General features: G+C 59.4%; 12 protein-coding genes. 5 read left to right on the top strand and 7 right to left on the bottom strand.

All coding sequences use genetic code 11. From position 1 onward, the window contains the following. Nucleotides 1-263: 263 nt before the first annotated feature. Nucleotides 264-2930 carry a pyruvate dehydrogenase (acetyl-transferring), homodimeric type gene (gene aceE / locus HU739_RS21565; protein WP_186546938.1) on the bottom strand — a complete coding sequence of 889 codons (2667 nt, stop codon included), beginning with the start codon at nt 2928-2930 and terminating at the stop codon, nt 264-266. 171 nt (nt 2931-3101) lie between these two features. On the opposite strand from aceE, the gene HU739_RS21560 reads away from it, so the two are divergent. Next, on the top strand, nt 3102-3554 hold the full coding sequence (locus HU739_RS21560) for a MarR family winged helix-turn-helix transcriptional regulator (RefSeq protein ID WP_186546939.1): 453 nt from the start codon (nt 3102-3104) through the stop codon (nt 3552-3554). Between the two features lie 246 nt (nt 3555-3800). On the opposite strand, the gene HU739_RS21555 is transcribed toward HU739_RS21560, so the two are convergent. From HU739_RS21555 to HU739_RS21540, 4 genes are all read right to left on the bottom strand, one after another. Next, entirely contained in the window at nt 3801-5540 is a 1740-nt protein-coding gene (locus HU739_RS21555) for a dipeptidase (protein WP_186546940.1), read from the bottom strand. Nucleotides 5541-5726: 186 nt separating this feature from the next. Further along, nucleotides 5727-6365, bottom strand: a complete 639-nt coding sequence (locus HU739_RS21550; protein WP_186546941.1) for a LysE family translocator — start codon at nt 6363-6365, stop codon at nt 5727-5729. A 1-nt stretch (nt 6366) separates the two neighbouring features. Beyond that, complete coding sequence (locus HU739_RS21545; RefSeq protein ID WP_186546942.1) at nt 6367-7137, bottom strand: 2OG-Fe(II) oxygenase; 771 nt, start codon at nt 7135-7137, stop codon at nt 6367-6369. Nucleotides 7138-7226: 89 nt separating this feature from the next. Next, complete coding sequence (locus tag HU739_RS21540; protein WP_186546943.1) at nt 7227-7853, bottom strand: alanyl-tRNA editing protein; 627 nt, start codon at nt 7851-7853, stop codon at nt 7227-7229. A 90-nt stretch (nt 7854-7943) separates the two neighbouring features. Here HU739_RS21540 and HU739_RS21535 point away from each other — a divergent pair, with 90 nt between their 5' ends. Next, nucleotides 7944-8942 (top strand): LysR family transcriptional regulator, encoded by a 999-nt coding sequence (locus tag HU739_RS21535; RefSeq protein WP_186546944.1) that lies wholly within the window; start codon nt 7944-7946, stop codon nt 8940-8942. 332 nt (nt 8943-9274) lie between these two features. Next, the gene (locus HU739_RS21530) at nt 9275-9439 is read left to right on the top strand and encodes a hypothetical protein (RefSeq protein ID WP_186546945.1); all 165 of its coding nucleotides are present in this window, start codon (nt 9275-9277) and stop codon (nt 9437-9439) included. A 14-nt stretch (nt 9440-9453) separates the two neighbouring features. Here the strand turns inward: HU739_RS21530 and HU739_RS21525 are convergent, their stop codons facing one another. Beyond that, on the bottom strand, nt 9454-9861 hold the full coding sequence (locus tag HU739_RS21525; RefSeq protein ID WP_090285247.1) for a PA2817 family protein: 408 nt from the start codon (nt 9859-9861) through the stop codon (nt 9454-9456). Nucleotides 9862-9949: 88 nt separating this feature from the next. Further along, a complete protein-coding gene (locus HU739_RS21520; protein WP_186546946.1) occupies nt 9950-12397 on the bottom strand; it encodes an acyl-CoA dehydrogenase in 2448 nt (815 codons plus the stop codon). 247 nt (nt 12398-12644) lie between these two features. Between HU739_RS21520 and HU739_RS21515 the strand changes: the two genes are divergently transcribed. Both HU739_RS21515 and HU739_RS21510 read left to right on the top strand, forming a co-directional pair. Further along, a complete protein-coding gene (locus tag HU739_RS21515; protein ID WP_186546947.1) occupies nt 12645-13304 on the top strand; it encodes a transglutaminase-like domain-containing protein in 660 nt (219 codons plus the stop codon). Nucleotides 13305-13347: 43 nt separating this feature from the next. Continuing rightward, on the top strand, nt 13348-13971 hold the full coding sequence (locus HU739_RS21510; RefSeq protein ID WP_186546948.1) for a glutathione S-transferase family protein: 624 nt from the start codon (nt 13348-13350) through the stop codon (nt 13969-13971). Nucleotides 13972-14063: the final 92 nt, after the last annotated feature.

Raw genomic sequence — 14063 nt, 5'->3', positions numbered from 1 at the left:
CCGTAGCGCTATTTCATGCTTCCAGATCCCCGAACGGTAGATGGGAAGTTGGACCAAAGGACGTTTTGCTCTTTGGCAATTATCGAGGGAACCGCCCCGTCGCCCATCTGCTCGCTTGCGCTCAATGCCAGCATTTGCGACCAGGCGATTGGAACCAGATCGAGCGACGTGGGGGCAAGAGATCGGGCGGGACTTCCAGCCCGATCAGCTTACATCAGAGGGTCAAAGCAAAGAAACGAAGCCGTAAGCATGATCAAACAGAATCATACCGCTGCGGGATTCTGCTTCTCGGGGTCGATACCATAAAGAACAATCGCCTCGTCCACTTTTTCCCGTGCTATCGCTCCGTCATCGGCCAGCGCCTTCAAAGCCGCCAAGGCAATGAAGTGGCGGTCCACTTCGAAGAACCGACGCAGCGATTCGCGGGTGTCCGATTGGCCAAAGCCGTCGGTGCCCAGGGCCACGAAGCGTCGATTGGGCACGAACGGGCGGATCTGGTCGGCGAATATTTTCATGTAGTCGGTCGCGACCACCACCGGACCCTGTGCACGCTGCAGGCAGCTTTCTACATGGCTGATGCGAGGCGTCTGTTGTGGGTGGAGCAGGTTCCAGCGTTCGGCATCCTGGCCGTCGCGACGCAGTTCGGTCAGGCTGGTGACGCTCCAGACGTCACTGCTGACGCCAAAGTCGCGCTCCAGCAACTGCGCAGCGGCAACGACTTCCTCCAGAATCGAACCACAACCCATCAGTTGCACGTGCTGGCTTTCGGGCTGCGCAGGGTGGCGAAGCCGGTACATGCCTTTGAGGATGTCCTGCTCGACACCTTCGGGCATCGGCGGATGGGGATAATTTTCGTTGAGCAGCGTGATGTAGTAATAGATATCCTCGTTCTCGACATACATCCGCCGCATCCCATCCTGGATGATCACCGCCAGCTCGTAGGCGTAAGTCGGGTCGTAGGACACGCAGCAAGGGATGGTGGAGGACAGAACATGGCTGTGGCCGTCGTCGTGTTGCAGACCTTCGCCCATCAGGGTCGTCCGGCCGGATGTCGCGCCGAGCAGGAAGCCACGGGCGCGGGCGTCACCTGCCGCCCAGGCAAGGTCGCCGACGCGCTGGAAGCCGAACATCGAGTAGAAAATGTAGAAGGGCACGGTCATCACGCCGTGGGTGCTGTAGGAAGTGCTCGCGGCGATCCAGGAGGAAATTCCGCCGGATTCGTTCAGGCCTTCCTGCAGGATCTGACCGTCTCGTGCCTCCTTGTAATAGCTTAGTTGGCCGGCGTCCTGAGGCGTGTACAACTGGCCGACGTGCGAGTGGATACCTATCTGGCGGAACAGGCTCTCCATGCCGAAGGTGCGTGATTCGTCGGGGACAATCGGTACGATCAGCTTGCCGATGTTCGGGTCCTTGAGCAGCGTACCGAGGATGCGCACGAACGCCATGGTCGTCGAGATTGCCCGCTCGCCGGTGCCCTTGAGCTGGCTGTCCAGGGTCGTCAGGGGCGGAATCTGCAAGGGCGCCACCGCACCGAAGCGCGCAGGCACGTAGCCGCCCAGTTGGGTGCGTCGGGCTTGCAGATAGAGGGCCTCGACGCTGTCGGACGCCGGTTTGAGGTAGGGCATGTCGCGCAGTTGATCGTCGCTCAGGTCCAGGCCGAATCGATCACGGAACGCCTTGACCGCATCGTCGCCCATTTTCTTCAACTGATGGTTGATGTTCTGGCCTTCACCGGCTTCACCCATGCCGAAGCCTTTCACGGTTTTCGCCAGAATGACTGTCGGTCCGCCAGTGTGGCGCATGGCGGCGGCGTAGGCGTTGTAGACCTTCTCCGGGTCATGGCCGCCGCGGGACAGTTTCCAGATGTCGTCATCGCTCAGGTCACTGACCAATTCCAGCAGTTCTGGGTATTTGCCGAAGAAATGCTCCCGCACATAGGCGCCATTCTGCGACTTGTAGTTCTGATAATCGCCATCGACGCACTCCATCATCCGCTGGCGCAGCAGGCCGGTCCTGTCCTTCTCCAGCAGCGCATCCCAGCCGCTGCCCCAGATCACCTTGAGCACATTCCAGCCAGCCGCCCGGTACAGGCTTTCAAACTCCTGAATCACCTTGCTGTTGCCGCGAACCGGTCCGTCCAGGCGCTGCAGATTGCAGTTGACGACAAAGATGATGTTGTCGAGCTTCTCCCGGCCCGCAAGGGAAATCGCCGCCAGCGATTCGGGCTGGTCCATTTCACCGTCACCGAGAAACGCCCAGACTTTACGCCCTTGATGTTCCTTCAGCCCGCGGTCTTCCAGGTAACGCATGAACCGGGCCTGGTACGCGGCGGTAATTGGCCCGAGCCCCATGGACACCGTCGGGAATTGCCAGAACTCGGGCATCAGCCGTGGATGCGGATAGGAGGAAATACCGTCACGATCGGTTTCGCGGCGAAAGTTGTCCAGTTGCTCTTCACTCAGGCGTCCTTCCAGATACGCCCGTGCATAGATGCCAGGAGAGGAGTGGCCCTGGATATACACCATGTCGCCGGCGAACTGCTCGGTGCGGCCACGGAAAAAATGCTCGAAGCCGACGTCGTACAAAACCGCCGCCGATGCGTAGGACGCAATGTGTCCGCCCACGTTCGAATGTTTGCCGGCGCGCAGCACCATGGCCAGCGCGTTCCAGCGGATATAGGCATTGATCCGGCGCTCCACGGCCACGTCGCCGGGGTAGGGCTGCTGGCGGTCGACCGGGATCGTATTGACGTAGGGCGTCGTCACGCGTCCGTAGAAATCACCGTGACGGTTGGCGTCGAAATCAAGCATCTGATCGATCAGATAGTGGGCGCGAGGGCGTCCTTCGACATTCGCCACCGACTCAATCGATTCGAGCCATTCGCGAGTCTCTTGTGGATCCTCGTCAAGAAAAGCGGGTTGTTGTGCCATCGTTGTCGTCTCCTGGACATTGCAGCAGCACCGAGTCGTTTGGTGCCTGACGAAGGGGCGTGGGTCATCGCCAGCCTTTGAGTTTGTAGTTGCAATTGCAACTACGTGGAAGAACTTAGCCTGCCGTGCGTTACAATTGCAACTAAATCGATTTCATGAAAAAGGTGATGCATGTCTTCCAACGAGCCGGATACCTGGTTCAGATTCGTCAGGGCACACCGCTGCCTGATCCGCGAGATCGAACGCCGGCTGGCGGCCGCCGGGCTTCCGGCCTACGCCTGGTACGACGCGTTATGGGGGTTGGAAAGCGGCCCCGAAGGCACCCGGCGAATGAATGAACTGGCGGATGTGATGGCTATCGAGCGCTATAACCTCACGCGCCTGGTTGACCGCCTGGAGGCCGAAGGCCTGGTCACCCGCAGCCGCGCCAGCGATGACGGTCGCGGCGCGTATGCCAGTATCACCGAGCAGGGCAAGGCGCTACGCAAGAAAATGTGGGCGATCTACGAAGGCGCGGTGGACGAACTGTTCCTGTCGCAATTCGACGACACCCAGCAGCGGCTTTTCAGCGACGCCCTTGAGCGCGCGGCCAGCGCGGCGCGCAGCAGTGGGCGGGCGAAGTAAGGGAACGGCTCATTGGCGCGGGTTGCGATCCATCGCCAGCGAATCGTGTATGAAGCCGGGACGGGAGTAAGCCGCTCGGACACCAGGTACGCGTCTCTTTGCTCCGCCAATTTCAAAAAAACGCCGATCATTGAATGATCGGCGTTTTTGTTTGTGCGGGTGTTGTAGCGGAAACAGTAAAGGATCCGGTTCTGAGTCCTTCGGCATCTTGAACCCGGTCACAGGCGACCGGGGTTCAACAGCGCTTTACAGCTTCGGCAACTGCCCGACACGCCCCATCATTTCCGTGACGATCTGCAGATCGAGCAGGAACTGATCCACGGTTTTGAATTCGCCATCGGTGTGCCCGGTGTATTTGGCTTCAGGTCGAGCCAGACCGAATTGCACGCCGTTCGGCAATTCGTGAACCGAAGTCGCCCCTGCGGAAGTCCCGAACTCCGACTTCATGCCGAGGTTTTCGCTGGCCACTGCGAGCAACGCCTTGACCCACTCACCCTCGGGATTGCGATACATCGGTTCGGCCACTGAGTAGTCGAACGCTACAGCGACGTGAGTCTTCTTGCTCCAGGCATCCAGTTTTTCAGCGATCTCAGCCTTGAGTTTTTCTGGAGACTTGCCTTTCGGCACGCGCAGGTTGACCGCCAACTTGAAGGCTTTGTCATCCTCACCCACATAGGTCAGGGAAGTCGTCAGTGGACCCATGAACGCGTCCGAGAAGCCCACCCCGAGTTTCTTGCCCAGATAGTCGAGGCCCCAGTTGTCGTCGGCATAGCGCGCGGCGTCGGTGAATTGGTTGTGCTTGAGCGCGACTTTGCCGTCCAGGCTGTTGATGAAGCTCAGCATGCGTGCGACCGGGTTGATGCCCGACTCGGGTTCGGAGGAGTGCGCGGAAACGCCGGTGACGGTCAATTTGACGTCTTTGCCTTCAACTTTTGCAGCAACCTGGAAGTCGCCGCCGTTGGCTTTGGCGTAGGCGTCTCCGGCTTTTTGCAGGCTCGCTGCCAGTTCGGCAGGTTTGTCGGTTACCAGTGTCACCACTGAGGCGGACGGAATCTGATTGGTCGCCTTGCCGCCGGTCATCGACACGATTTCTGCACCGTTGCCCTCGGCCTTGCGCTTGGCGAAGTTGGCCATGACGGTGCCGTAGCCCTTCTCGGCAATCACCACCGGGTAACCGCCGTCCAGCGCCATGTTGTAGGTGGGCGTCGGGTTACGCTCGAAATAGTAAGGGATGGCGTCGCCCGTGGTTTCCTCGGTGGTATCGACCAGCAACTTGAAGTTACGCGCCAGCGGCAGTTTCTCGTCCTTGATCGTTTTCATGGCGTACAGCGCGACGACGATGGCGTTCTTGTCGTCCTCGGTGCCGCGACCGTACATGCGATCGCCAATCAGCGTGACCTTGAACGGGTCGAGCCTGGTGCCGTCCTTGAGCACCCAGTTTTCCGGTGTTACTGGCACCACATCGGCGTGCGCGTGAATACCGACGACTTCGTTGCCTTTGCCGTCCAGAGAGATTTCGTAGACACGGTTATCGACGTTGCGGAATTTCAGATTGAAGGATTCGGCGAGTTTCTGAATCTCGCCAGCAATCTTGATGAATTCAGGGTTGTCGTGTTGCGCCACGCCGTCCTTGCGGAAGGTCGGAATCTCGACAAGTTGGCGCAGTGTTTCCAGCGCGGCTTTGCCGTATTTCACACGGGTGTAGATACCCAGCAGGCGGTGGATTTCATTCTGCTGTTCGGCATTCAAGGTCTTGTTGTCGAGGAAGGCGCTGACGGACTGGTTGAGGTTGTCCGTTTTGGCCAGGTCGCTTTTCGCCAGGCTGCCGAGGAAGCTGCGGAAGTCCGCTACGGTCTTGCCGTCGAAGGATTTCAGGATCGCTGCGCTCTGCTCGGCAGTGATGTTGGCTTGGGCGGCGCTGGTAAACGCGGTGAGGCTGGCTAGGACCAGCGTTGCGGTCGCCAGTTTTTTCAGGGAAAAGACCATGGAACAGGCATTCCTTTGCTAAAGGTTGGAGGAAAATTTCTGACGCTTGCGACAGAAACATTTTGCAACCTAACACCGCGAGGGCGTGAAGAGGGAGCCGGAAATTTGATCTGTCGCACAGAAATGCAAAAGAGGCGCACAAATGAAAAGTCCCGGCGGGTGATGGCCGGGACTTTTTTGTGTGAGTTACATCGATAGCATCAGGCGTCCGGCAAACAGGATCAGAATGACGCCCATGCTGCGCTCGAACCAATGTCCGAGGCGCATGAACAGCAAACGCACTTGATTGCTGGAAAAAAACAGCGCGACGATCACGAACCACAGCGCGTTGACGAAACACATCCACAAACCATAGAACGCCTGGATCTGCAGCGGTGTGCTGGCGCTGATGATCGTGGTGAAGATTGCGAGGAAAAACAGCGTGGCCTTGGGGTTGGTCGCGTTGGTCAGAAAACCGGTGCTGAATGCTTTGAACAACGACTGTTCGACCAGCGGCTCGTCAGTGTTTTTTTCGCCTTCGATGCTGCTCTTCGGTTTGCTGCGGATCAGGCTGATGCCCAGATAAAGGATGTATGCGCCGCCGACCACTTTGGCCACCGTCAGCAGCCAAGGCGTGGTGTGCATCAGGGCACCGACACCGAGCAAGGTATACAACACGTGCACAGAAATCCCCGCACCGATACCCAACGCGGTGCAAATTCCCACCAATCGGCCGAAGCGAACGCTCTGGCGAATGGTCACGGCGAAGTCCGGGCCGGGTGCGACCACAGCAAGAAAGTGAATAGTTGCCAGCGCCAGAAACTCGCCCAGGTAGTTGGAAAACATGTCAGCTCCAGAAAGTCAGAGGGGAAGCATTGCCGCGATAGCCGACAAAGAAGGACAGGCTCAAGCGCGGGTCCGCCACGCCTGGGGTGACCGAGTGCATACGGCGCGAATTGAACATGATGAAATCGCCGGGCTGCGGTCGCACTTCGAGGGCGGGCGGCCCCAGCAGCGACGGCTCGATGCCGTAGCTGTCGCCACGCATTTCATCGAACTGGTCCGGGGTGATGTCGTCTTCCCACATCTGCAAGGCGCCGCCCTCGGTGGGCATGTTCAGGTAAACGTTGCAGGCGAACTGCGCTTCGAGGCTGCGCGCCTGGAAGCTGTCCGGTGCGTCTTTGGCGAAGATGTCGTGGTGGGCCAGAAAGCACACGCCGGGTTTGACTACGCGGGACAGGCCGACATACATCTTGCGACCGTAGAGGTTTTCCAGGTGGGCACCGGCCGGCCACGATTCATCAAGCATGCAGCGCAGGGTGTCGACCGGGGAAGAGTAGGGCGCGCAGCGATTGCGCAATTCGGCGATGTTGCGGGTGGCGCGTTCGAAGTAATCCTCGATCAGTAACGGTTGGTTTTCCGCCTCATAAAATGCCATGCCGATACGGCCGATACTCGGCGCGTTGATGTAGCCTTCAAAACCCGGCGCGAGAATCTTGTCGCCGAGCTCGATCGCCAGCGGCTCGGGTAAAAAGCTTTTGAGGCGGATGGCGAGGACTTCTTCGTTGGCCAGTTTTTTTATGCACGTCTCATCGAGACGCTCGACGTCTAGCATCATGGTTTAGGTCCATCTATCGATAGTCAACGGAACCTTCGAATGCGGCTCCCCCGGCGTCGGACGCTGCGCGGCGGCAGCGCCCGAAAAGCTCAATCCACGCTGTAGTGAACGGACAACGTGCCCTTCTTCTGTGAAAGGGATGCGATCGTGACTGTGCCCAATTCCTTCAGGCTGCGTACATGAGTGCCGCCACAGCCGTAGGCCGGCAGTTCTCCAAAACTGATTTCCCGCGCGCCTTCGCGCAGCGAGGTCAGGCGCGGCAGATCGTGTTCGATCCACTGCTCGATGCCGTGCTGGACGGCTGGCGCCTGTACTTCTTGCGCGGCATCGCCCGGTTTGAACTGGACGCGGCCTTCGTCTGGCCAGTGGTGTGCCTTGACCGGCGTCCAGCCCATGGCCTGAATGAAGTGACCGATCAAATGCCCCGCTGAATGCATGCGGGCGTTATAACGACGGCGCTCCTGGTCGACACGGATCTGCGTCATGCCAAGGCTCACCGGCCGATCGACGTAATGAATGATTCGCTCGGGATCCTGAACCACACGCAGCACTTCGGCATCACCGATCCAGCCCGTGTCGTAAGGCTGGCCGCCACCCTGGGGATGAAACAAGGTGGCGCGCAGCACTACGGCGAATTCGTTCTCGTAGGGTGTGCAGTCGAGGACTTCGACATTCGCCTTGAGGTCATCGCTATGGAAAAAAAGGCGAAGCGTCATATTCCATGCCCTGATTGAAGTTTCTATTTTTATTATATGAATCGTGCAATAACGTGATAATCCGTTCAAACATCAAAGGACTTGTGCGTTGTGAGCATCAATCTACCGCTGCCACTGCTGGGTGAAATGGCGATTTTCGTCAAGGTGGTCGAGACCGGCAGTTTTTCGGAAGCGGCTCGGCAGATGGGCTCGTCGCCCTCGGCGGTGAGCCGCAGTATTTCGCGTCTGGAAAAAGCGCTGGCCACCCGCTTGCTGCAGCGCACCACGCGCAAACTGCGCTTGAGTGACGGCGGGGAAGAGGTGTTCAAGCGCTGCCGGGAGATGGTCAGCGCGGCCCGTTCGGTGATGGAAATCAGTGGCCAGTTCACCCACGAAGCGGAGGGCCTGGTGCGCGTCAGTGTGCCGAAAGCGGTGGGGCGGTTTGTGGTGCATCCGCACATGCCGGAGTTTCTGCGGCGTTACCCCAAAGTGGATGTGGAATTATTGCTGGAAGATCGCGAGGTCGATTTGATTGACGATCATGTCGACCTGGCGATTCGCATAACCGATCGCCCCCCAGCCGGTCTGGTGGGGCGGCAGTTGCTGACAATCGACCATTTGCTTTGCGCTACGCCGCAATATCTGGCCGAACACGGTACGCCGACGCATCCTCACGATTTGCTCAACCACAGTTGCATTTATCTGGGCGAAACGCCGAGCGATGCGCGCTGGAAATTCAAGAAGGGCAGCAAGGCGGTGACGGTCGGCGTGCGCGGGCGATATGCCGCCAATCATACGGGCGTGCGGTTGGGGGCGGTGTTGCAGCATATCGGGATTGGCAGTTTGCCGTATTTCACGGCGCGTTATGCGTTGGAGCAGAAGCTGATTGTGCAGGTGTTGCCGGACTGGACGTTCCTTGCCTCTTACCACGGCGGGTTGTGGTTGCTGCATTCGCCGACGCGTTATTTGCCACCGAAGTTGCGGGTGTTTATTGATTATCTGGTGGAGTGTCTGGAGAAGGAGCCGACGTTGGGCAAGCCTGGGAAATCGGTTAGCGGGAGCAACGCGGCTGTGGCGTATGAGTTGCCTGAGAGTGAGGGATTGCTTTGAGGTTTGTTCTTTGTGCTTGGCCTTGGCGGCCTTAGGGCCGACCAGGCTGCTTGGGTTTTGGGTGAATATCCGTTGCTTCGGGTGGTGCTTCTGGCGGTTTCGCCCTTACGGCGAGTCCCTTTTTCAAACGCCAAAAAGGAACCAAAAGGCTGGGCCCCGGCGTTCGGCCCGCTCGCTGGGGCTCGGGGTTCCTTCGTTCCGGGATCGATCCGGGCGCATCGCTTCCGGTTTGCTTCGCTGCACCTCCTTTCGATGTGTACGACTGCGTCGTACGGTCGCTGCGCTCCCACGCCCGGATCAATCCCGTAACGAAGCCTGCCGATGGGGCCGGCATGGCAAGATCAAGAGCGGTACTCGAGCTTGCGCTCATTGTTTTGAGTGGTGAGGAGCGGGCGGTGTTTGGCTTTGGCTTTGGGTTTGGTTTTGGTTTTGGTTTTGTGGGGGGGCTTTGGGTCTTGAAAAAAAGGCCCGCATGGGATTTCCAAGCGGGCCTTTGATTGTGTGTTGAAGATCAGTGTTTGCTGTCCTGTGCGGACATGGCCATCAGTTGTTTTTCCTGGTTCCAGTCGAAGGGTTCGTCGTTCTGTTCGGCTTCGAAGCGGCGTTCTTCGAGGGCTTGGTACAGGTCGATTTCTTCGTCGGACAGGTAGTGCAGGCAGTCGCCGGCGAAGTACCACAGCAGATCGCGCGGGATCAGGTGGGCGATTTGCGGATAGCGGCTGATGACTTGGGTGAGGATGTCCTGGCCCAGGTATTGGCTTTCGATAGGGTCGATCGGCAGGGAGGCCAGCAGTTCGTCGAAGCGCTCGAGGAACAGGGCATGGCTTTCTTCGGGTACCTGTTCGGCCTCACCTACGGCGACCAGGATACTGCGCAGGTGGTCGAGCAAAACAAGATGGTCGGCAACGACGTTGGACACGAGATAAGTCCTCAAGAGCAAAACGGGCGCGGGAGTATAAAGCCACCGCGCCCGTTTTTCATAAATAACCGCTAAACGTCAGCACGTCTCAGCGGATTTTTCCTTCGGCCAGCGCCAGCTCCTCTTTGTCGAAATCATCGACGTCGATCACTTTGCGGCGTGCCGCTTCGGCATCACGCAGGCTCTGCGCTTCCAGCGGTTGCAGCACGCCGGCTTCCAGTGCCGCGTCGATGGCGTGTTCGCCCGCAGTCGGTTTGACCTGACCGTTTTTCAGGGCGATGTGGAGTTTTTTGTGCAGCGGTTGTGCAGCATTCAGCAGATCGCTGGCGTGTTGCAGGGCACCCACCGCATCGTCCGGTGCTTGCGGGCGATAGCAGCCGGCAAGCAGTTCTTCCAGTGCCGGATCGCCCTTGGCGCGACCGATGACTGCCGCGACTTCGGCGCCGAGTTTGTCCGATGGGCCTTTGTGGCGACGGCCGAACGGGAACACGATGACGCGCAACAGGCAGCCGAGCACTTTGTTGGGGAAATTGCCCAGCAGTTCGTCCAGTGCCCGTTCCGACTGGCCGAGGCTTTCTTCCATGGCCCAGCGGAACAGCGGCTCCATGTACGCCGGCGAATCCAGGTCGTGATAGCGCTTGAGCGCGGCGGAGGCCAGGTACAGGTTGCTCAACACATCACCCAGGCGGGCCGACAGACGTTCGCGGCGTTTCAGTTCGCCGCCCAGCAGCATCATGCTGAAGTCGGCGAGCATGGCGAATGCGGCGGCCTGACGGTTGAGCGCGCGGAAGTAGCCCTGACTGATTTTGTCGCCCGGCGCATGTTCGAAGTGGCCAAGGCCGAGGTTCAGCACCAGTGTGCTGGCAGCGTTGCTGACGGCGAAACCAATGTGCTTGAGCAGCAGGCCATCGAATTCCTTGAGCGCCTGATCCTTGTCTTCGCGCCCGGCGAGAGCCATTTCCTTGAGCACGAACGGATGGCAGCGGATCGCGCCCTGACCGAAGATCATCAGGTTGCGCGAAAGAATGTTGGCCCCTTCCACGGTGATGAAGATCGGCGCGCCGTTCCAGCTGCGACCAAGGTAATTGTTCGGCCCCATGATGATCGCCTTGCCGCCGTGCACGTCCATGGCGTGACTGATGCACTCGCGGCCGCGCTCGGTGAGGTGATACTTGAGGATCGCCGACAGCACCGAGGGCTTTTCGCCCAGATCCACGGCATTGGCGGTGAGCATCCGCGCGGCATCCATCATCCACGCGTTGCCACCGATGCGCGCCATGGCTTCCTGAATGCCTTCGAAAGCGGACAGCGGCACATTGAACTGCTCACGAATCTGCGCGTACTGACCAGTGACCAGACTGGTGAACTTGGCCGCGCCGGTGCCCACCGCTGGCAGCGAGATCGAACGCCCGACCGACAGGCAGTTCATCAGCATCATCCAGCCCTTACCAAGCATTTCCTGGCCACCGATGAGGTAGTCCAGCGGAATGAACACGTCCTTGCCTGAGTTGGGGCCGTTCATGAACGCGGCGCCCAGTGGCAGATGGCGACGGCCGATTTCCACGCCAGCGGTGTCGGTCGGAATCAGCGCGAGGCTGATGCCCAGGTCTTCCTTGTCGCCCAGCAGGTGATCCGGGTCGTAAGCTTTGAACGCGAGGCCGAGCAGGGTCGCCACCGGGCCAAGGGTGATGTAGCGTTTTTCCCAGTTCAGGCGCAGACCAATGACTTGCTCACCTTTCCATTCGCCTTTGCAAATGATCCCGGTGTCGGGCATCGCGCCGGCATCGGAGCCGGCAAGCGGGCCGGTGAGGGCGAAGCAGGGGATGTCGTCGCCACGGGCCAGACGCGGCAGATAGTGATTGCGTTGTTCGTCGGTGCCGTAATGCAACAGCAGTTCGGCCGGGCCGAGAGAGTTGGGCACCATTACGGTGGAGGCAAGGTCGCCGCTGCGAGTTGCCAGTTTCATCGCCACTTGTGAGTGGGCGTAGGCGGAGAAACCTTTGCCGCCGTATTCCTTGGGAATGATCAGGGCGAAAAAGCCATGCTCCTTGATGTGTGTCCAGGCCTCGGGCGGCAGGTCCATCGACTGGCCGATCTGCCAGTCAGTGACCATCGCGCAGAGTTCTTCGGTCGGGCCGTCGATGAAAGCCTGTTCTTCTTCGCTCAACTGAACCTTGGGATAGGACAGCAGTTTGTCCCAGTCCGGACGGCCGCTGAACAACTCGCCATCCCACCACACCGTGCCGGCATCGATCGCGTCGCGTTCGGTCTGCGACATCGGCGGCAGGGTTTTCTGAAACCAGTTGAACAGCGGCGCAGTGAAGTGTTTGCGGCGCAGGTCAGGCAGCAACAGCGGCGCGGCAACCACCGCCAGCAGGACCCAGAAGATGAACAGCAGCCCGCCCGGCGCGTGACTGAAAATCCCCATTGCCAGTAAATAGACGGCAACGATGCCCAACGCGGGCAGCGGGGCGATGCGTCGGTGGGCGAGATACGCCACGCCGACGATCAAAACCAGTATCCACAACAACAGCATATTCAGTCCTCCGTGAACCAAGGCAAATCGACCCTCCAGAGCTTAGACGGCATCTGTAAAAGCGGGTGGTCAGAGCATGGTGATTGAAATCGTGGGAAACCCCGGATGGTTTTCGTAGGTTCGGTGGGCAACACGTGTGGGAAATCGTTCGTAGCTGCGCAGCTTTGCTTTCAGGTTTGGCCGAAACGTCGTTATCTCTGTGCTCAGGCTGTCGCTAGACTCGTGACTCATCCAGGAGATTACCGCCATGCACGAGTATCTGAGCCCCGGCCGCTTCATCGATAGTGACCACCCGGCGGTGGTGGAGTTCGCCGAGCGGCATCGCGGCGCCAGCCATGATCCGCGTAAGCAGGCGATCAGTCTTTACTACGCCGTGCGCGAGGCGGTGCGTTATAACCCCTACACCTTCAGCCGGGATCCGCAAACCTTGCGTGGCAGCTACGCGCTGGCAGCGGGGGAGAGTTACTGCGTGCCGAAAGCCACGCTGCTCGCCGGTTGCGCGCGGCATTGTGGAATTGCGGCGCGCATCGGTCTGGCCGATGTGCGCAATCACCTGTCGACGCCGCGTCTGCTCGAGTTGCTGAAAAGCGATGTGTTTGCCATGCATGGCTATACCGAGCTGTTTCTCGATGGCCGCTGGGTCAAGGCCACTCCGGCGTTCAATCAGCAACTGTGCGAGTTGTTCAACGTTGCAGCGCTGGAGTTCGATGGCATCAACGACAGCGTGTTCCATCCGTACAATCGCGACGGCGCGCTGTTGATGGAGTATCTGATCGATCACGGCCAGTTCACCGACGTGCCGGAAACCTTCTTCTTCGAACACCTGGAAAAGTGTTACCCGCATCTGTTCAGTGCACATTTGCCGGTCCTGCTGGGCGATATGCAGACGGATTTGAGTCGCACCTGATCCGGCGTATGCTGACCGTCCATTCACTTGCAAAGAGGCGGTCATGCTGAAGATCTGGGGACGGAAAAATTCGTCGAACGTCAGGAAGCCTTTGTGGGCTGCCGAAGAGTTGGGCCTGGCCTACGAGGCCATCGATGCCGGGGGCGCGTTCGGCGTGGTCGACACGCCCGAGTACCGGGCGATGAATCCGAATGGCCGGGTGCCGGTGATCGAAGACGACGGTTTCGTGCTGTGGGAATCCAATGCCATCGTCCGCTACCTGCTGGCCAAACATGCGCCGGACAGCGCCTGGTATCCGGCAGACCCACAAGCCCGCGCCACGGCGGACAAGTGGATGGACTGGACCACCTCCAGTTTTGCCGGGCCCTTTCGCACTGTGTTCTGGGGTGTGCTGCGCACGCCTGCCGAGCAGCAGGACTGGAAGGCGATCAACGCCGCGATCAAGGAATGTGATGAGTTGCTGAACATGGCCGACCATGCGCTGATCAGCCAGCCCTATCTCTCCGGCAATGACATCGGCATGGGCGACATCCCGTTGGGCAGCTTCATTTATGCCTGGTTCGAAATGCCCATCGAACGGGCACCACAACCGCATCTGCAAGCGTGGTACGAGCGCCTGAAGCAGCGTCCGGCGTACCGGAAAGCGGTCATGACCGCGTTGACTTGATAATTACTATCGACACACTTGACTGTACTTGTGCGGCGACGGCAAGCACCATTGCGCTTCGTGTCGCGGTTGTTTCCCTCGCCGCCCACCCC

The organism is Pseudomonas hamedanensis (genome assembly GCF_014268595.2).
GTDB lineage: Bacteria > Pseudomonadota > Gammaproteobacteria > Pseudomonadales > Pseudomonadaceae > Aquipseudomonas > Aquipseudomonas hamedanensis.
This window is presented reverse-complemented; position numbering and strand designations above follow the sequence as displayed.